This window comes from Niallia sp. FSL W8-0951, from assembly GCF_038006525.1.
Lineage (GTDB): Bacteria > Bacillota > Bacilli > Bacillales > Cytobacillaceae > Niallia > Niallia circulans.
The window spans coordinates 2,242,041-2,259,071 of record NZ_JBBOVK010000001.1; the positions used below are offsets into that span (position 1 = coordinate 2,242,041).

At 34.7% G+C, this 17,031-nt stretch carries 28 protein-coding genes; 2 read left to right on the forward strand and 26 right to left on the reverse strand.

Translation table 11 applies throughout. The annotated features are described in order from the left end of the window. From NSS71_RS11260 to NSS71_RS11325, 14 genes are all read right to left on the reverse strand, one after another. Positions 1 to 393 carry a hypothetical protein gene (locus NSS71_RS11260; RefSeq protein ID WP_341151669.1) on the reverse strand — a complete coding sequence of 131 codons (393 nt, stop codon included), beginning with the start codon at positions 391 to 393 and terminating at the stop codon, positions 1 to 3. Continuing rightward, complete coding sequence (locus NSS71_RS11265) at positions 390 to 740, reverse strand: minor capsid protein (protein WP_341151670.1); 351 nt, start codon at positions 738 to 740, stop codon at positions 390 to 392. The genes NSS71_RS11260 and NSS71_RS11265 overlap by 4 nt, the downstream gene beginning before the upstream one ends. Then, complete coding sequence (locus NSS71_RS11270) at positions 737 to 1,075, reverse strand: putative minor capsid protein (protein ID WP_341151671.1); 339 nt, start codon at positions 1,073 to 1,075, stop codon at positions 737 to 739. Before NSS71_RS11270 ends, NSS71_RS11265 begins: the two co-directional genes overlap by 4 nt. 30 nt (positions 1,076 to 1,105) lie before the next feature. Beyond that, on the reverse strand, positions 1,106 to 2,209 hold the full coding sequence (locus NSS71_RS11275; protein WP_341151672.1) for a phage minor capsid protein: 1,104 nt from the start codon (positions 2,207 to 2,209) through the stop codon (positions 1,106 to 1,108). Next, on the reverse strand, positions 2,206 to 2,574 hold the full coding sequence (locus NSS71_RS11280) for a head-tail connector protein (RefSeq protein WP_341151673.1): 369 nt from the start codon (positions 2,572 to 2,574) through the stop codon (positions 2,206 to 2,208). Before NSS71_RS11280 ends, NSS71_RS11275 begins: the two co-directional genes overlap by 4 nt. Beyond that, positions 2,564 to 2,803: a DUF7210 family protein gene (locus NSS71_RS11285; RefSeq protein WP_341151674.1), complete on the reverse strand. Its 240-nt coding sequence runs from the start codon at positions 2,801 to 2,803 to the stop codon at positions 2,564 to 2,566. The genes NSS71_RS11280 and NSS71_RS11285 overlap by 11 nt, the downstream gene beginning before the upstream one ends. A 47-nt stretch (positions 2,804 to 2,850) precedes the next feature. After that, a complete protein-coding gene (locus NSS71_RS11290; RefSeq protein WP_341151675.1) occupies positions 2,851 to 3,897 on the reverse strand; it encodes a major capsid protein in 1,047 nt (348 codons plus the stop codon). A gap of 17 nt (positions 3,898 to 3,914) precedes the next feature. Beyond that, a complete protein-coding gene (locus tag NSS71_RS11295) occupies positions 3,915 to 4,286 on the reverse strand; it encodes a hypothetical protein (protein WP_341151676.1) in 372 nt (123 codons plus the stop codon). A gap of 13 nt (positions 4,287 to 4,299) precedes the next feature. Further along, on the reverse strand, positions 4,300 to 4,980 hold the full coding sequence (locus NSS71_RS11300; protein WP_341151677.1) for a DUF4355 domain-containing protein: 681 nt from the start codon (positions 4,978 to 4,980) through the stop codon (positions 4,300 to 4,302). A 75-nt stretch (positions 4,981 to 5,055) separates the two neighbouring features. Next, positions 5,056 to 5,337 carry a DUF2829 domain-containing protein gene (locus NSS71_RS11305; protein ID WP_328283267.1) on the reverse strand — a complete coding sequence of 94 codons (282 nt, stop codon included), beginning with the start codon at positions 5,335 to 5,337 and terminating at the stop codon, positions 5,056 to 5,058. An 18-nt stretch (positions 5,338 to 5,355) separates the two neighbouring features. Next, positions 5,356 to 6,672, reverse strand: coding sequence for a phage portal protein (locus tag NSS71_RS11310; protein WP_341151678.1), 1,317 nt, complete (start codon positions 6,670 to 6,672; stop codon positions 5,356 to 5,358). A gap of 11 nt (positions 6,673 to 6,683) precedes the next feature. Next, on the reverse strand, positions 6,684 to 8,030 hold the full coding sequence (locus tag NSS71_RS11315; RefSeq protein WP_341151679.1) for a PBSX family phage terminase large subunit: 1,347 nt from the start codon (positions 8,028 to 8,030) through the stop codon (positions 6,684 to 6,686). Beyond that, positions 7,999 to 8,919, reverse strand: a complete 921-nt coding sequence (locus tag NSS71_RS11320; protein WP_341151680.1) for a terminase small subunit — start codon at positions 8,917 to 8,919, stop codon at positions 7,999 to 8,001. Before NSS71_RS11320 ends, NSS71_RS11315 begins: the two co-directional genes overlap by 32 nt. Positions 8,920 to 8,990: 71 nt before the next feature. Further along, positions 8,991 to 9,215, reverse strand: a complete 225-nt coding sequence (locus tag NSS71_RS11325; protein WP_341151681.1) for a hypothetical protein — start codon at positions 9,213 to 9,215, stop codon at positions 8,991 to 8,993. A gap of 181 nt (positions 9,216 to 9,396) precedes the next feature. Between NSS71_RS11325 and NSS71_RS11330 the strand changes: the two genes are divergently transcribed. Next, positions 9,397 to 9,834 (forward strand): hypothetical protein, encoded by a 438-nt coding sequence (locus NSS71_RS11330; RefSeq protein WP_341151682.1) that lies wholly within the window; start codon positions 9,397 to 9,399, stop codon positions 9,832 to 9,834. 49 nt (positions 9,835 to 9,883) lie between these two features. On the opposite strand, the gene NSS71_RS11335 is transcribed toward NSS71_RS11330, so the two are convergent. The 8 genes from NSS71_RS11335 to NSS71_RS11370 form a co-directional block, all read right to left on the reverse strand. After that, positions 9,884 to 10,336 (reverse strand): sigma-70 family RNA polymerase sigma factor, encoded by a 453-nt coding sequence (locus NSS71_RS11335; protein WP_341151683.1) that lies wholly within the window; start codon positions 10,334 to 10,336, stop codon positions 9,884 to 9,886. A gap of 6 nt (positions 10,337 to 10,342) precedes the next feature. Then, positions 10,343 to 10,528 (reverse strand): hypothetical protein, encoded by a 186-nt coding sequence (locus NSS71_RS11340; RefSeq protein ID WP_341151684.1) that lies wholly within the window; start codon positions 10,526 to 10,528, stop codon positions 10,343 to 10,345. 90 nt (positions 10,529 to 10,618) lie between these two features. Beyond that, on the reverse strand, positions 10,619 to 11,320 hold the full coding sequence (locus tag NSS71_RS11345; RefSeq protein WP_341151685.1) for a hypothetical protein: 702 nt from the start codon (positions 11,318 to 11,320) through the stop codon (positions 10,619 to 10,621). After that, positions 11,317 to 11,517, reverse strand: a complete 201-nt coding sequence (locus NSS71_RS11350) for an XtrA/YqaO family protein (RefSeq protein WP_341151686.1) — start codon at positions 11,515 to 11,517, stop codon at positions 11,317 to 11,319. The genes NSS71_RS11345 and NSS71_RS11350 overlap by 4 nt, the downstream gene beginning before the upstream one ends. An 89-nt stretch (positions 11,518 to 11,606) precedes the next feature. Next, positions 11,607 to 11,840, reverse strand: coding sequence for an ASCH/PUA domain-containing protein (locus tag NSS71_RS11355; RefSeq protein WP_341151687.1), 234 nt, complete (start codon positions 11,838 to 11,840; stop codon positions 11,607 to 11,609). A 6-nt stretch (positions 11,841 to 11,846) separates the two neighbouring features. After that, positions 11,847 to 12,041 (reverse strand): hypothetical protein, encoded by a 195-nt coding sequence (locus NSS71_RS11360; RefSeq protein WP_341151688.1) that lies wholly within the window; start codon positions 12,039 to 12,041, stop codon positions 11,847 to 11,849. Between the two features lie 44 nt (positions 12,042 to 12,085). Further along, positions 12,086 to 12,445 (reverse strand): hypothetical protein, encoded by a 360-nt coding sequence (locus NSS71_RS11365; RefSeq protein ID WP_341151689.1) that lies wholly within the window; start codon positions 12,443 to 12,445, stop codon positions 12,086 to 12,088. Positions 12,446 to 12,457: 12 nt separating this feature from the next. Beyond that, positions 12,458 to 13,264, reverse strand: coding sequence for a DNA adenine methylase (locus NSS71_RS11370; RefSeq protein WP_061801145.1), 807 nt, complete (start codon positions 13,262 to 13,264; stop codon positions 12,458 to 12,460). Between the two features lie 213 nt (positions 13,265 to 13,477). Here NSS71_RS11370 and NSS71_RS11375 point away from each other — a divergent pair, with 213 nt between their 5' ends. After that, positions 13,478 to 13,879 (forward strand): VOC family protein, encoded by a 402-nt coding sequence (locus NSS71_RS11375; RefSeq protein ID WP_047944069.1) that lies wholly within the window; start codon positions 13,478 to 13,480, stop codon positions 13,877 to 13,879. Positions 13,880 to 13,977: 98 nt separating this feature from the next. Here NSS71_RS11375 and NSS71_RS11380 read toward each other — a convergent pair whose 3' ends face one another. From NSS71_RS11380 to NSS71_RS11395, 4 genes are all read right to left on the reverse strand, one after another. Next, complete coding sequence (locus NSS71_RS11380; RefSeq protein WP_047944068.1) at positions 13,978 to 14,751, reverse strand: DNA-methyltransferase; 774 nt, start codon at positions 14,749 to 14,751, stop codon at positions 13,978 to 13,980. A gap of 101 nt (positions 14,752 to 14,852) precedes the next feature. Continuing rightward, entirely contained in the window at positions 14,853 to 15,410 is a 558-nt protein-coding gene (locus NSS71_RS11385; RefSeq protein ID WP_341151690.1) for a hypothetical protein, read from the reverse strand. 53 nt (positions 15,411 to 15,463) lie between these two features. After that, positions 15,464 to 15,967 (reverse strand): DUF1064 domain-containing protein, encoded by a 504-nt coding sequence (locus NSS71_RS11390; RefSeq protein ID WP_341151691.1) that lies wholly within the window; start codon positions 15,965 to 15,967, stop codon positions 15,464 to 15,466. A 19-nt stretch (positions 15,968 to 15,986) separates the two neighbouring features. Beyond that, positions 15,987 to 16,859, reverse strand: coding sequence for a DnaD domain-containing protein (locus NSS71_RS11395; RefSeq protein ID WP_341151692.1), 873 nt, complete (start codon positions 16,857 to 16,859; stop codon positions 15,987 to 15,989). Positions 16,860 to 17,031 lie beyond the last annotated feature (172 nt).

A 17,031-nucleotide genomic window follows, 5' to 3' on the forward strand; every position in this document is an offset into this window, starting at 1 on the left:
TTAATCCCCCTTGTAAACTAGTAAATTTGCGCTTAGTTGCGCTGTGAAAATGTAATACTTATCATCCTTCATAAGAAGGTTTGGGCTTGTTTGAATGTCTATTCCTTCAAACTCATATGAATTGTTTTCACTAGGTATAGACTTTCTATCTTTTAAAAAATCAACAATCAATTGACATGTATTTAGTGCTGTTAATTGTTGTTCATGCTTTGTACTGATTTGGAAGGCGTATCCTTGGCTATATGATCCATCCATGTAGTATTGATAAGTTCTCGATGGTAAAGTTGTCACTGCAATGCTATTTCCGGTCCCAAGAATAGGAGATAGCACCGTTGAGTAATACTTTTGGGCATCTAATAAATAAACTAATCTTTCTAAAAAATCCATTGTCATAGGTTATCTTCCATTTCTTTTTGTGCAAGTCTAGTCCAGTCATCTCCATATGCTGCTTTAGCACGTTCATGCCATAGACCACCCGCTTTAGGATTCTTATCCAAAGAAAAGTTATATTGCGGGTTATAGTATAGATTTCTTGCGTATGGGGTTGACCATTGCAATATTCCTTGTCCAATAATAGAACCACGTATAGAAGAATCACGTAAATTCCATGTATCTGCTGGGATAAATTCGTTATCATCTTTTAAAATCTGAGTATCCAGTGCGTATTGAGTTCTTTCTTTTGCTCTTGATATTTGTCTAGCTATACCGCTTAGATTAGTTCGTACTCTAATCCTTGTCATATCAAACTCACCTCATAATGGTGGGGCGTATCTGGATCTAATGCATAAAGGCTTTCGCATTCAATCACTCGGTAATCTTTCTTTTTAAATCTAACTTTAGACTTTTCTTTCAAACGCTTAAAGTTAGGTGTGTTTACCGCGTCTAAAAAGACTACTCCAAGCGTTTGGACTTCTTCTCCATTACCATCCCTTCGCAACTTGCTAGATGGTTGCACCAACACATAAGAGATGGTCTCAGTTGGTGCAAATTCTTCACCAAAGGAGCCATCTTTTACAAATTCTTCATATTCAATTGTATGGATCAATAATTTCTTTGGTATTGGAGGTATATTCACTTTTTACACCTCTTTAAACTCTAGGATTATTTAAGCTAATTGTTCTCGATTCCGTCTTCTGGTTCTTCCAGTCTCATCTATGAATCTTCGCATATTAGCCTGTCGTTCTCTTACTTTTTGCTTGGCCATTTGTACACCTACATCATCACCCATAGCACTTAAGACATTTAATTGCTTTTTAGCATGTCGAATTTGCCTTTCTAGATATCTCTGTTGTTGAGACAATTTATAAGCTTCATCATTCTCTTCTTTATTGATTTCAATCTCTCTTTTAACAGAAACTCCCTCAATAAATGGATACTTTACATGGCCGCAATTGATGCCAAATAAACCAGCTATATGTTTTTCATAGCTAGTTTCACTGAATGGCGGGTATTTTTTACTTTTCCCACTCCTAGAATATATCTTTCCTTGGTAAGGAGCACAGAGTGGCCTTGCTCCCATATGTGCTGAGACTTCAATCAAATCAACACCATATTCATCCATTCGATTATCCTGTATGGTGTTAGAAACTCTATTACTTATGGATCTCACGACTGTATTTATATAAGCTTCAGGAGTCCATTCCTTATTTGCTTTATCTATTAAAGCAGGAACGCCATCTTCTGCCCATTCACTAACCGTCTCTCTTAACGCTTTTTGAGGTGTAATAGTACCTGTTAATACTTTCCCTACTGTTTTATTCAAAACGTCTTTATACTGTTGTTTTGACTGTTCTAGCATGGTTGTATTAACCATGTTAAATTTATCTATTGCTTGTTGCTGATAACTTAATAATATAGGCTGAATTGTAGATCTGGGTTCTGTTGGTGGCTTGATAATAGCTCCTTGTCTCACCGCTTTTTGTAAATCCTTATCAACTTGATTAACAGCAGCATATCCAATCTCTTGAAGTAGCTTAGTTATCTCATCGATTGCTAATCCACTATATTTAGCTATAGTGATGATGTTTTGTTGTGATAAGGCTTCTAATTGAGATAGTTGATATTCTGCCCACTTCTCAATAGAATCTTGTTTTAACAGCCTTTTTCTTTTTTTTAGTTGTCTCGCAAAATTAATTAATATTTGTTCCTCAATAGCAAGATAAATTTCTGTAACTGAATTTGATAACTCTTGCTGTTTTTCAGGATTCATATTGTTTTCAACCGCCTAAATGCGTTTAATTCACTAGTATATGAAGTAAGTAAATTATCCGCACTATTAGTTGTTCCTTGATTCTGGCCACTATTTTTCGTAGTTGAAAACTTCCCTACAGTAAAAGAATTGAATGAATCATCTGTTATACTTTGAACTACTTCCTCATTTGGATGATTTATTTTGAATAAGTCTATAGCAATAGATGCCCAAGTAAACAATAATCCCTCTGGAACCACTTTAAGATTACAATAGTTTCTTATTTTCCATTCTGCTTGTTCGATATAATCCATGATTAAATCATCTAGAGACTCATCATCAAGTTTTAGTCGTCGCTTAATAATTTCAAGGACTTTATTTCTCATCGATAAGCCCTTCTTTTAAAAATGAATCATAATCAGACTTCTTAATCTCTATTTTTTGTCCTTTTTTAAATCGTTCTGTATTATATTTGATATTCTCTTTAAGTTTCACTTTAACTGTTTCTTCTACTTCTGATTGATTATTCTCTTCAAGATTTGCTGATTCCTCAGCTTTCTTTTTTTCTTCGTCTTCTCTTACCTTTTTATCTTCCGCAGTTTCTTTTTTAGCCATTTTCATTATCTCCTTTCAAATAAAATAGGAAAGGGATACCCCTCTCCTTAGTTAACTTTTGCAATAAAGATGTTATCGATCGTTTCAAAGCTTGGCAGTGAAATCATAGATACAATTGTTTCAACGTTTACTGGATGCGGTTCTTTGATTGTAGTAATGGCAACCCCAGTGTTAATGATTGAAACGTCAGCAGTAGATTGGCCAGTCATTAGATCGGATTCTTCTGGAGTTGTACCAAAATACGTGCTACCAAGATTACCATCTGGAACCAAAGTAAAATGATCATCTGGATAAAATAAGCTAGTGGATCCATCTTGCAATGCGAATTTTTTGTTATAAACAGCAACAGATAATCCTAGTTTTTCAGATAAATAGCTTCTAAGCATTGCATCTGTCATGATGATATTTTGCCCACCAATAGGGTTCATATCTAAGCGAATAGACTTGTTCTTCATCAAGTAATTCCAAGTTTTACGAGTACAAATAGCATTCGTAGGACGGACACCTGTATCATCTTCTACTTTGTCCTGCCATTCAATGATGTCGTTTACTGGATCAGAACCTGTGTAATCACTCCAAACCGCACTACCTGTTAATGTTTCTTTATGTTCAGAAGACATTTTATAATCGTAATCGTAACTTAAGCGATTTGCTGTGATTGCAATTTTACCAGTTGAAAGTAATTGCATGATCATTCTCTCTGGCTGAACCATTGCCCCATTTACTAAGTTCGTAACATCATCGTAAATGTTATTGATTAAAGGCATAATCATGCTATCTAAATTAGATGCTGAAAGACGATTTAATTCTTGACGATCTTTTTCACCAATTCTCATTGCTTCACGGAAAAAAGGCATTTCCGTTTGGATTTTGTCGAATCCAATTCGATCTCTTAAAGTCGCCTTAGAATCGAAGGCAGAAGGCATTAAAGCAACCGGCAATCCTTTAGAACCTTTAATCCAACTCAAATCTAATCCAAGTTGTTTCTTAGCTGGGAAAAGCGTTGCTCCTAAATAAGGGATAGTATTAGATGGATTAGCTTGATAATATGTTGCGATATTTGGAGCATTTACTAAATCAAAAATTGTTGGCATATATATTCATTCCTCTCTTATTTCAAAAATGTAATTTGTTTTAATGCTGCTTGTTCTTCTGCAGAAGGTGCTGCAGGTAATTTATCGATTGCTACAAACCCATGAATAAGTACTGCTCCAGGCGCTGGACCATGAGTTACATCTACATCATTAAATAGAACACCCTCTGCATTAGATTCACCCTCTGTCGTTGTAGCTTTAACTGCATTAGCTGCTTCGTCTGCTAAGAAACCTCCACCTACAATCGTTCCTGCAGGTACAATTTTCTTACCGTCAGAATTTGCTGTAACACCTGTGTCACTCACAGTTACAGCAACATTCACGTAATGATCTGGAAACTTTAGAATTTCTTTTTTATTTGTATAAGATGTAGTTACAAATTTACTCATCTATATTTCCTCCTTACTTAAAATAAGATTTTCTAGCTTCTTCAAGAGAAGCATTATTTTGTTTATTAGCTTCCGCAGCCTTTTGACCATAGTTGACCACATTAGGATTAGTGCTACCGCTACCTGGTGTATTTCCTTTTAATCTTTCTGTTACAGCAGCATCAACTGCTTCACGAAAAGCTTTTTCAAAAGTATCAACATTTCCTTTTGTTTTGTCAGCATCATCAGCAAGTAAAAGGTCAGCAAATGTAATAGGCAACTTCTTCTCATTCAGAATGTTGATTGTCTCAAGCTTAAGTTCCTTTTGTTGAATGGCCCTTTCTCTATCCTCAATCTCTTTTTTCTGTTTATCAAGAAGTGCTTGCTCCTTCTCTGCAGCAGTCATTTTAGCAAGTTTCTCTGCCTCTGCTTTCTCTGATTCTAACTTTTGCTTATAATCAGCTTCCCACTTTGCTTGGGCTGTTTTTAAAGCATCTGTGACCCTCTTATCGGATTCGCTCTGTAGTATCTTTTTTAATTCTTCTTCTGATTTAGGAAGTTCGATTGTTCCTTTTCCGTCATCAGGATTGAGATTATTTTGCCCTTGCCCAGTACCAGTATCTGTTCCTTGAGTCCCTCCAACATCTCCTGCTCCACCAGTATCTGGTGACATTAATGGTACTCCAACTAATTTACCGCCAATTTTTACAAACATCTTTATATCCTCCTAATGCCCCTTACAGTTCGCGCCTGTAAGTTGCAGAAATTTGTGCAAAATAAAAAGCCGTTATTAAACGACTCGCCAATCTTCCGCCAACATATCAATTTGTGAAGCTGCCCATCCAACGACTATTGAACCATCAGCTGATTGCATATCAATGTGGGAATTGATTTTAACTTTATCCGCAGTAGCCCTATTCATTCCAACATGTTTTAAAGCTTCGTTCCGTAAATTAGGTACTGAAATTTCATTACCTTGAACTAGATAAATGAACATCCCTTTACCATTCCAACCTGAACGAGCAACTTTTTCACCCTTTTTTAATTTATCAAGAGCTTGACTAAAATTCATCTTCCTCCCTCCAATCTATTAAATAATTTTAGTTGCACCGTCATAAATTTCTCCTATTGTACGCTTTCCATCTTCTTGAATACGATTAATCTCTGCATCCACATCATCAATAAATGGCAACAGACCAAGTTTTGTCTTTTGACTAACAGTACTACCTAAATCTTGTACCATCTCTACTAATTCAATAAGGTTCTTAGGGATATTTCGATGAAATTTAAGATTTATTTTATTGTAATCATAATTGGCGCCTTTTTTATTTAAAAAGTTAGTAATCAATCTAAGGCGCTTAATTAAGGGGCTTTTAAATTTACGCTCTTTAATTGCGGCTATTTGCTCTAAACCCCATAACTTATATTTCATTGCCTCACCAGATACATTTCCAGCAAACTTTTCATCTGTAAGATCAGGTACTTGGCTAATTCGATGAATATCATTCTGCAATCGATTTTTATAATTTTCCGTTGCAGCATCGTTGACCTCTTTAATTAGCCATCCGGCATCTCCTTCTTGCGGAACAATAATAACCCTATTTTTCTTCATTTCTTTTACGTCATCCCATTCAGTGGCATCCATTCCCACAAGTTTTAAATAGGCATCTGTAAAGTACTCAAAATCATTTGAAGTGTCTGATTGAGATTTATTGTAATCGTCAATTAGAGAAAGAACTACTTCGAAATCACCCATCATTTCATTATTATTAATGTACTCATTAATTGGCACTTCTCCGAAATGATGTTCTTTTCTTTCTACTTCTGTTAGTTTATTTGAGGTTGACTCATAATAAATGATTTCATCAGACGTATAAACCTCTGCTTTATTCGTTTTGTCACCAGTTGATATATCTTCACTTGTGTAATGTCTAATTGCGAAAAGTAACCTCTCTTGAATGTCATCTGTATAAACAGGGATAACTGATTTATTATCAATTTCCTTAAATCGGACATTAGCTTCTTCATCTGCATAAATAAGTTCATAAGCTCTTCCAGCCTTACTCATGGTTTTAGCAAGTTCAAAGTTGATATCTTCTTCCGAATTATCATCCAAGATTTCAAATACTTTATTGATAAATTCTTTCTCGTCACTCTCGTAAGTAACTGGAATGCCCATAAAATAGCCAGTAGCATTGTCAGTAATAAGCTTTGCATAGTTAATTACCAACTTATTATTCGGCTTATCTCCATCTATAGGACGATCAAGAATATCATGTTCGCCTTTATAATACTTTTCTAGCTTTAAAAGACGTTCATTTTCTTTTCCACTATCCCACATAGCGAGTATATTTGTAATAAGATCTTCTGTGATTCCAACAGCTTTATTAACTCTTATTTTCAGCAAGTAATCACCTCCTATAAACCAAATGATTTTTTATCCATGGTACTAAGTTTATTTCTATTAAACAGAATCGTATTTACAAAATATCTGTCACCATCCATCTGGTGATCATTCTGTTTAACTGGTTTATCTTCTCCACGATCAGCTGCTTTTTCATCCCAAATATAAGAGGAAAACTCACGAAATGTTTCCTTGCAGCAATCGTTGTATTTGATCATTAAATTATTTAAAGCACTCGCCATATTACGTATACCGTCTAATACATCATTTTTGGCTTTAATTACTTTAAATCCATTCTTTTTAAGCAGAGCAATAAAACTAGCAGCAGACGGATCCACGATAACCCCTCTAAAATTACTGATATCTGCAACAAATTCCTTTAAATCATCAAGATATTCTTGGTCTGTCTTTTGTTTGCTCTTTTGACGGCCATCATAATGATATTCCTTTGTCTTATACCAGACATCACCACAAAGACCCCACAAACCAAAAGTTGTCGGGTTCTGAGTACCGTAGTCAATGCTGACATAGTACTTGGAGTATTTTCTTGTTTCAGTTGCAACAACATGTTTTTCCTTATCGAACATGTCAAAAATAATACCTTCTGCAAGTACCCATAAACCAAGAATAAAGCGCTGATAGAATATACCTTTATACATCCTCTTATAGCGCTCTTTCGTCTTGTGAGTAAGTGAAAGATTATCATCCATTGTAAAATGGATATGAACCATGTTCTTTTCTTTCAATTGGTCTAGATACTCAACTTTAAACCAATGAAATGGACCAGCTGGGTTGCAGTTAAACCAAAATTTCGCTCCGTCAACAGAACAACGAGCAGTCGCTTGGTTAACGAAAGATTGTGGCATTAAAGCTACTTCATCGAAGAACATCCCAGCAAGCGTAATACCCTGTATAAGATCCTGTGAGCCTTCATCTTTACCACCAAAAATATAAAAGTAATTTGTTTTACCTTTATAAGTAATAGTCATGAAGTTATCTGCTCTGTGGTCCTTAACTTTATATCCTCTAGCCTTTAGCATCCTTTTTAATGGAGTTATCACGTTACGACGAAAAGAGCCTATCGTTTTACCCGACATACCCAAATTACATTCATGAAATGTATCCATCGCCCACATAACATAAGATAAAGACATAACAACTGTTTTACCAGCACGAACAGAACCATCACAAATGATTCCATCTTTATCTTTCATCGGCGAATCTTTTCTCCACCAGGTAAGTACTTGTTTCTGCTTTATAGAAAAAGGCTTGAATTTAAAAGGCGCAGGTTTCTTTTTCTTTGGTGCTCTTGTTAAAAAGGAAAACTCTTTAACTGTCTTCTTCGGTTGAGTCACTACCATCTGACCACACCTCCGAAGTAACTGCATTTAGAGCATCTTCAAATCCATCATCTTCATATTCATCCTCGTCCTCTTTACCATGAAGTTTAAAGTGAGCAATCTTAAGCTTCTCTTCCTCAATCTTCCGTTTAAACTCATCAGGGAATAGATCAAAGTATTTCGATAGCTTGTCTAATGCCCATTTTCTATCCTCTAACTTAATAGAAACACCATCACGGCCTTGTTTTACTTCTGTAATAAGTGTTCCATCTACTACATTAGAATGCTTGAAATCTACAAAGTTTACTTCTTGCATTAATTGATTATCATGCTCATCTTTAACAGGCCCAAACGCTCCGATAACTGGCTCTTCTCTTTGGCCAAAAGTGAGATAATCTGTAATGTCAGAAAAGGCTATCTTAATGTACTTATTTAGCACATCCATAGCATCTATAAATAACTCACCTGTCATTGTTTGCTTAATTCGTTTGATTTCCTCACGAACTCTAACATTTCCTAACAAGCGCGGACCTTGTACATGAGCAGTTGCTGGAGAATACCCCGCATTGATTGCTGCCTGTGTCGCATTAAAAGTTCTCACATAAAAAAGACAAAACATGCTTTGTTTATCAGTTAATCCGCTCTCTTCTGAGAAGTCATCAAGTGATAATTCTGGAGCATATTCCTCAACTGAAGTAGCTGCATCTCTTATCTTATTGGTTGCAACCTTTTGTTTTTGGGTTGCATCCTTTTTAGCTTTGGTTGCTTCTTTTTTTGGTGCACCTCTCGACCATCCTTCTCTGCTTTTTCTGCTCTTTAATGTACCGAGTTTGATATCATGTTTTTCGGCCAGTGCTTTCAATGTAATGTTTGTTGTTTCAAACTCATTTCTGATTTCTTCCCAATTCATTTTACATTCACCTGCCACCTCCGATAATTGTTTTTAAACAAAATAAAAAGCACCCGTACGGATGCTTTTTTTCATATAATTTTCATTACACCAGACGGATACTTATATTTAAGGATTTCAATGGCTTGATCTATAACCATTTCTTTATCATATCCCTCTCTAAATATAGCTCTTTCCTGGTGTTTCTGATAAAATACAGAAACTCTAAATTTTTGTGTATGGTAATCCAACAAAAAGATATTAACTTGAATTTCTAAACCATCATATTTGATTTTTCTTTCTTCATGTAATTCCACTTTTTATCTCTCCTTTTAGTACTTATTTCGACAGAAGGAGAGATATTCCTGCATAAAGTAAGTAAAATAACCCAAAAATCCAAACTTTTTATTAGGTAATAATACCTTTTTTTAATTTATTTGAAGGTTTTATAGTTATTTAGTCGAATGCTATTATTACTAAAAAAATTGGAGGGATTATATGCAAAAAATTTGGGATTTTATTACGTCCATTACACAGAATAAAACAAATTTTATTTTCTCATTAGTTTTTAGCAGCATTTCCAGTTATTTTGCATTTTTATATAATGCTGCATTACCAAAACCTGAAACGCCATTTGAATTGATGAAATACTACTTCATTTCACCTGGAGGTTACTTACTAAATACAGGTTTAAACTTATTAAGTTTAATTTCTTGGTTATTAGTTGGTATCTCTTTAATTTACTTTGCTACACACAATAGAAACTACTATAATAATTGGTTTTTAGTTCTTTCTGGTTTAATGGGTATAGGATTTATCGTTGCTGCAGCATACTTTTTCTCATATTTTATTTTACTTTTATTTTCATTTATTTTGCTTTTGATCATCGTATGGGTTGTAGTTTGGGCTTTAAGTGATTCTAAATCTTATAGATAAAAATTAGGGGAAGCAGTTAATAAGCTGCTTCCCCGTCCTGCCTTCCATTTTACACTGCCGATTTTTCACCATGCAAAAGTTTGGAAAAAGTCGTATTTGTGCCGATTTGCGCCTTTATGTCAGCTCTTAATTTATCAACAGAATCTCTAGAAATTTCTAAATGTACCGCTATTTGCTGCCTAGTCATTCCACTAAGCATACAATCATAAACAATTTTCAGTATTTCCTTATCTAGAAAATCCCCAGCACTTTCAATGGCGAACACTTTTCGTTGATATTCTTGCAATCTCATTATTTGCTTCTGTTCTCGAATATCTATATCCCTCAATTCTGCTTGGCTTTTGCCAGAACTTCCATGAGGTAATGTTGCTTCAACCCCATATTGAGCCACTCCCCAAGATCGCATAGGTACAGATTTCCCATAAATAATTCTTTGTAACCTTTCAATTTCTCTTTTCATCATTCGGTAATCTCTAATTAATTCTGCAATATTTATCTCCATTCACCATTACCCCCTTTGTCTTAATGCCCCATTACGTCTTCTATATGTAGGCTTTCTCATACCCATTAGCTCTTCTAAGTCTCTATGTGAAAGCCCTTCTTCCTTTTTTGTAACTAATTTTTTCTTAGGTGATTGAGTCTTAAGATTTTGTTTTTCCCATTCTTTAAGCTGTATTTTTAATGGCGGATTCATCTTTATCACCTCATTTAGATAAATAAAAAAGGACACCAAACGAAACGGTGTTAACCGCTTGTTCAGTGTCCTCCAGTTGGCTGGTAGAACTTATTCATTTTCAATAAAGTTAGTTATTATTTCTTTAGGTATTTCATTTTTGCTATTAGTAAATTCTTTATATATAGATTCTATAAGCTTTTTAATCGCATAAGAATTTTCATGCTCTTCAACTTCTAAAAGATTTTGAATATCTTCAATACTTATATACTCATAAAAGTCTTTATTCCAAGTCCAACTCCAATTCATAATTTCTGTAGCTATTTCATAAGTGAATGCATCTGATAAAATAATCCATAAGCCGCACTTTTTCTGTATTTTTACTATTTTAATTAATAGATCCTCATCAGAGCTAATTATACTTTTCAAAATAGATCTTGAGTAATCAAGAAACCAAAAAAATACTCTTAACATATGATTATTAGTTGTATCCTGTTTCCCATTAAAAAAAGAAATTGAATAATCATATTTTATCTTTGCGTTTATTAAGTAAGAATTTCCATATTTTATTTTTGTAAAAATTTCTCTTAATAAAGATGTTCCGTCTATTGTTTTCTCTACATCATGCTCTTTTCTAAAACGAGTCTCTGTTTCAATAAACAACATTATTTCATTTAAAAATGGAGAAATGAATTCTTGAAAAATTTCTTTATTATTTTTTTTACGTTCTCTACAACTAGTTAAAGCGTGAGCTAATAATTGCGCTACTACAGCACCTATAAAAGCAGAAAACAAAGGTAAAAACGTTATCAAAACTCTTCCCCCTCATCAAACTTAACCCGCTTCACCTTCCCCTGATGAGTTACAATCTTTGTCTCTCCATGTTCAGGTAGCCTAGTAAGTTTAGCTCGTCCATCACACACAACAATGGCAAAGCTTCCTTTTTGTTCCATTATATCAACTTCTAGGCGCATTGTACTAGTATTAATCTCTAATTCTTTAAGCCTCATGAGGATCACTTCCCTAAATTTATTTATCTGTTATTCTTGTTTGTTAGGCAATCCTGTAGTTTATATTTTCTCCCCTTGACTTTGTAATCTTATTTAATTCCCATCACAACATAACCTTCTTGTTGTGCATAATCAGTAATATAGGTAATCTTCCTATCTAGTACTCTACCTGTAAACTTGGCTTCAGAAGGAATGTATTCTTGAAGTAGCAATACATCTCCGACCTTATAATTACGGTCATTTTTTCTTATCTCAAAGCTTTTGGTTCCTTTTGAAACCGAATCGAAATATTCCGGTTGTATTTTTAAATGATGTATTACCATTTCCCTTCACCCTTCCTTTAGTGAATCAATTAGTACTTCATCTTTACACTTATCAATATACTCGCGGTATTTATGGTCTTTTTTTTCTACAACTTTTTGTAAATCATGATACGCAAAGTGTTTCTGTCCGTTTGTCGGCAATCTTCTTATCGCCCATAATGCAATAGTGATTAGTTCATCTATTTGTTTATCTTTGTCCAATATTTCACCCTTCCTTTCTGCGGATAAGTTTCGAATTAAAAAGATTAGTCAATGATCTCCCAATATCTATTGGAAATCCCGTAAATAAAAATATCTTCTCCATTAATTTTCACTTCATATGCTTTTCCGTTAGGATAATCGTCTACTCCTTTAATAACGCCAATGTCATTTGGTTTTATAATTGTCGGTGGAATTGATTCGTCTTCTATATCTCTAACGTTCATTATTTTTATTGCTTTAATCTTTTTTCCTATCAATATGACACCCTCTTTCATACTCTTACGCTTGAATTTTAAAGGTGGTTCGCCAGTACCCTTACAATTCTGACAAACCTTATTCCCAATCATCCCATGTCCATTGCACATCAAGCATACTGTCATATCTAACAGGCTTGTTATGCTCATAAAGGATCACTCCTAAAATAACGATTCTTGAAAACTTCCTTGTACTGCTGCAATCGGATTTATCCATAAAACTTCTTGTCTTTTTGCTCCTGCTTCGGCAGATACTTTCATAGTTACTCTTCGCCAATGAATTAAGCGTTCATCATAAACCTGATGTGCATATCCCGAAAGAATAACTGGACCAGGATGTTGGTCTAATATATCTAACAACTCAATATGATCTTCTATTGTCATTTCGTGTTTATAGTGTCTTTTAGTTCGAGTTTCCAATATATAAGGAGGATCTGCATAAATGAGAACTTCTTTTCTCTGATACCTTTCAAGCAACTTTACAGCTGGTTGATGCTCAATTTGTGCTTCCTTTAAACGTTTAGCAACTATTATTATTTTTTCAGGAAGTTTACTCCATTCTTTTGCTACATCTGGACCATTTGAAGAAATAAGACTTCTCCATCCTGTTCTATCACTTGTTTTAGCTCCTATCGCTTGCCAGCACCTAACTAGGAATCTTCTTGCATCTTCGAGTTCATTTCCTGTCTCAAATTCATAGGAGGAATAATATTCTTCTCTTGAAAAAGGTGTCCATTCAATAAGTTTGGCTAACTTTTCCGGATTATCTCTTATGACTTTAAAAAGATTAACCACACTGCTATCCATATCATTTATTGTTTCAATACTTGATTTTGGTTTATTAAAAAACACTGCTCCGGATCCAAAGAAAGGTTCCAAGTATGTCTTATGTTCAGGCATATGGCTAATTATCCAGCTGGCCATACTCCATTTCGAACCTGGATAATGTAAAATTCTTGGTATCACCATTTTTACTCCTTTCTAACCCACATAAATTACTAAACTTCTTCAAATTCACATTTTGTATAACTAGATTCTTTTATTCCTCTCATTGCTACTAGTGATGGTGATCCGTAATGAACCTAGTAAACTTAATAATTCTTATATTATTTGAATAAAATAAAGGAAATTTTATCTCTTTAGCTAATAATTAAATAACGATTAATTTTAGGAGGTCTTATAATGGGTAAATTCACACCACATGTTGCAACCTTGGAAATTCCGGTTTCGAATCTAAAAAAATCACTAGATTGGTATTTAGCTATCTTTGACTTAAAAGTTCATTATCAAGATAGTGTTACTGCTATGCTTACATTTGAATCTAAAGGAGTACCAACAATCTACTTGGTCGAAACAGAAGAATTAAACAAACTATCATTCAAAAATACAATTACAGAAAACGTACATAGCATAATCGACTTCTTCACTCCTTCATTAGCCGAGTTTCATAGTTGGCTTAAAGAGCAAGACGTACTTGTCGGTACATTAAATATTGATCCCAACCACGGCTATGGAGGTTTTAGTTTTCAAGATCCTGACGGAAATTTACTTGGTGCAACAAATGTTTTGCATCCTGGGCAATAAATAAACTGCTTATCATATTAGAATTTCATATTATTTCTTTATCCTCTGTATTTTCCAAAGCATATCAAGTGGTAAAATCACTTGATATGCCTCCATCATTAAATATGTGTTTCTATCTTTACCATAGGTAATCCCAGATTTTTTCTATTTTCATTGATGCGTTCTAACCCAACCTCGCAATATTCTTTCTGTAATTCAAACCCTATCCATCTTCTATTTGTATTGTCACAAGCTACCGCCGTTGTAAATCCGCCCATACAATTATCCAAAACTATTTCCCCTTCATCTGTGTATGTTTTAACGATGTACTCAAAAAGCGACAAAGGTTTTTGAGTGGGATGAAAGGTTTTACTATCTCTTGGAAAATCCAAAACGCTCTTAGGAAAGTTTTTGTATCTTACATAATGTGATTTTGTTAATGTTGCATTTCGTTCGCCTAGAACTTTCATTTTAGGACTTTTTTTCACTTTCTTAGCCTGTATTGGTATTAAGCCCTGCGGATGATACGTTGGTAATTTTTTATAAAATACACATACATTTTCATGATTTTTCAATGGCATTCGGTTTGCATTTGGAAATCCTGTTATATGATTCCCTTTCTTCCAAATCCATTCGTATCGAAACCACTTCATATTTGATGCAATTAACGCTGTAGTAAACGGTTGACTCGCTGTAAGAACAATAGCACCATTTTCTTTAATAACCCTTTTGTATTGTTCCCAAAGTGGTTCAAACGGAATAATGCTATCCCAATTACATTGTGTCGTTCCGTAAGGAAGATCACATAGAATAAGATCGATTGAATTATCAGGAATAGACTTCATTCCTTCTAAGCAATCCATTTGATAAATAGTGTTTTCTTTTAAACTCATTTTCTTTTCTCCTCTCAAAGATGTATAATAGGTATTACCCGAACACCTGTTCTATCTTTGAGAGACTTTTAAAGTCTCTTATTCTATTAATCCCTCTTCTTTTAATCAAATAGGGATAACTGTTCATATCCATTTATAACTGGTTCTGTGACAACTATTTGCTCCTTCTCACTAAACTCTTGGTTATAAGTGTCTAGTACTTCCTCCATCTCTCCAAACCAATGGAGTGGAAAACATCCTCTAAAACCTTCGAATTGTCCGTTTTCGTATTGATCATAGAAGTAGCAGCTATCCACCAAATTAATCTTTAATTTCTGTTCTGGATACTCTACTTTCAAACGAATAAAATACTCTTTTAGCTCCGTTCCTCTATATCCTGGCTTCCTCCATACCAGCTGTGCTTTATAGACCTTCTCTTTGTCATAATCACTTACCAAACATGGTCCTTTCGGTTCTGCTGGCCATTCTTCTTTAATCTTTTTTATGATTTGAAAATACCTTGATTGGTAACACCCCTTATGCGCTTTACTATCTGGGAATACCGATACATAAAAGTAGTTAGGACCATTAGGAAATAAAAAGTATGTTTGGCCCTCTATTAGTACTGTTGTATTGGCAGTATCCACGCATATTCCTTGGATCATTTCACTTGTATTCATAACTTTTACCTCTTGGATATAGCACCCCATGTTTCTTGCTATATGGATTTTCCTTACGTACTTCTTGTTTGCCTAATCCTTCCTCGTATACTGTTAGGACTTGTAATATTTCGCGATCGAGACTGACTGCTTTTGTTACTACGACTCTTCTTGCCACTAACAGCACCCTTTCTTAGTTTTTTTAGTTTATCTAGCTCAATAAAGCCCAATGATTCCTCATAAGCCAGCACCTTTAGTGGAATATCGAACTTATATTCATAAATCTTTTTCTTAAGCAAAAACTCCTTCGTTTCTGCTCCTTTGATGTCGATTACTTCCACTGATCCATCCAAGTTATGAATCTCAAAATCTGCTACATATTCAATCTTTCGGACTTTCGTTCCATCTGGTTTGGTATATGCTTCTTGAAGAAGGAATCTAGGTTGGCATTTAAAAGACTTGATTTGTTTTGCTTGTAATAGCCATTTGAGCTGCAAGTAATACGTAGCTTCGGCTTGGCTGTCAAAGGTGATATTATCTACCACTGTCTTTTTATTGCCATACTTATTTCTTGCCATATATGTGCTCCTTTCAGGCTCACTTCAATGCTCTTATACGTTCTTGTAGTGCGATTCTTCGTTTTTCTAATTCGTCAGAATCCATTTGCTGCTCTTCGTGAGAATTTTCGCTGTCCCAATACTCTGGTATTTTTTCTTTTCGTATAGGAGCAAAGCCTTTCCTTTGGCTAGCTTGTTGCTGACGATTAGCCTCAAATTGTTCTTGCTCTTTTTGGACATCCTCAGCAGTTCGTATTCCTTTTTTAGACCAGCTGTTTAAGATAGACCTGGCATAAGGATACTTGGCGCCATTCTCTGAAGCTTTACGGAATGCTAAGCAAATTACCTCTTCTTGTAGACCATCTTTGTCTATAAAGCTATTTATCTCCTGAATCTGTATTGGAGAAGGTTGTCCACTAAAGCAGATCATGTATTCATCAAAATAATTTGAACGCTTAGTAACAGCAGCTGTATTTGTTTCGTTTGGTTTAGTTTCTTTTCTTTTATTTAATGCGGAACTATCTCCGGCACTACCTACGGAACTACCCTCGGCACTAACCCCGGCACTATCTGCGGAATTTATTTCCGTAGGTTTATTTTCTTCGGAACTATCCGCGGAATTATTTTCCGTAGAGTAGAAGGAAATGACTCTATATATTGGAGCCCTTCCTCCTTTTCTAGAAATAAAATCAATTCTATTCTTTTGCTTCAATTCGTTTCTTACTTTTCGAAGGGTACGATCGGTTAAACCTGTCTTAACGCATAACACCGATTCGGCTACCGTAAATGTTTCTGCCCATGCAGCCTTATTATTTATGTGCATCAATGCATACCATAAATTAATTGCTGATGGTGACAGTTCATTTATTTCGAGCCAATCATAGAATGCGTTAAGCTCTTTTATGTAGTTCATGCTGTTTAACCCCTCCTATCTCCTATAACATATCGCAAAACCATCTCTAACAGATTTCACAACATAATCTGGATAATGTCGCATATACAGTAGGACAAGTGTCTTTAAATGGTCCCTATCCTGCGCTTCTTTAAACAGTCTTTCTGGCAAGAGCACACGATAAGGAACTTTA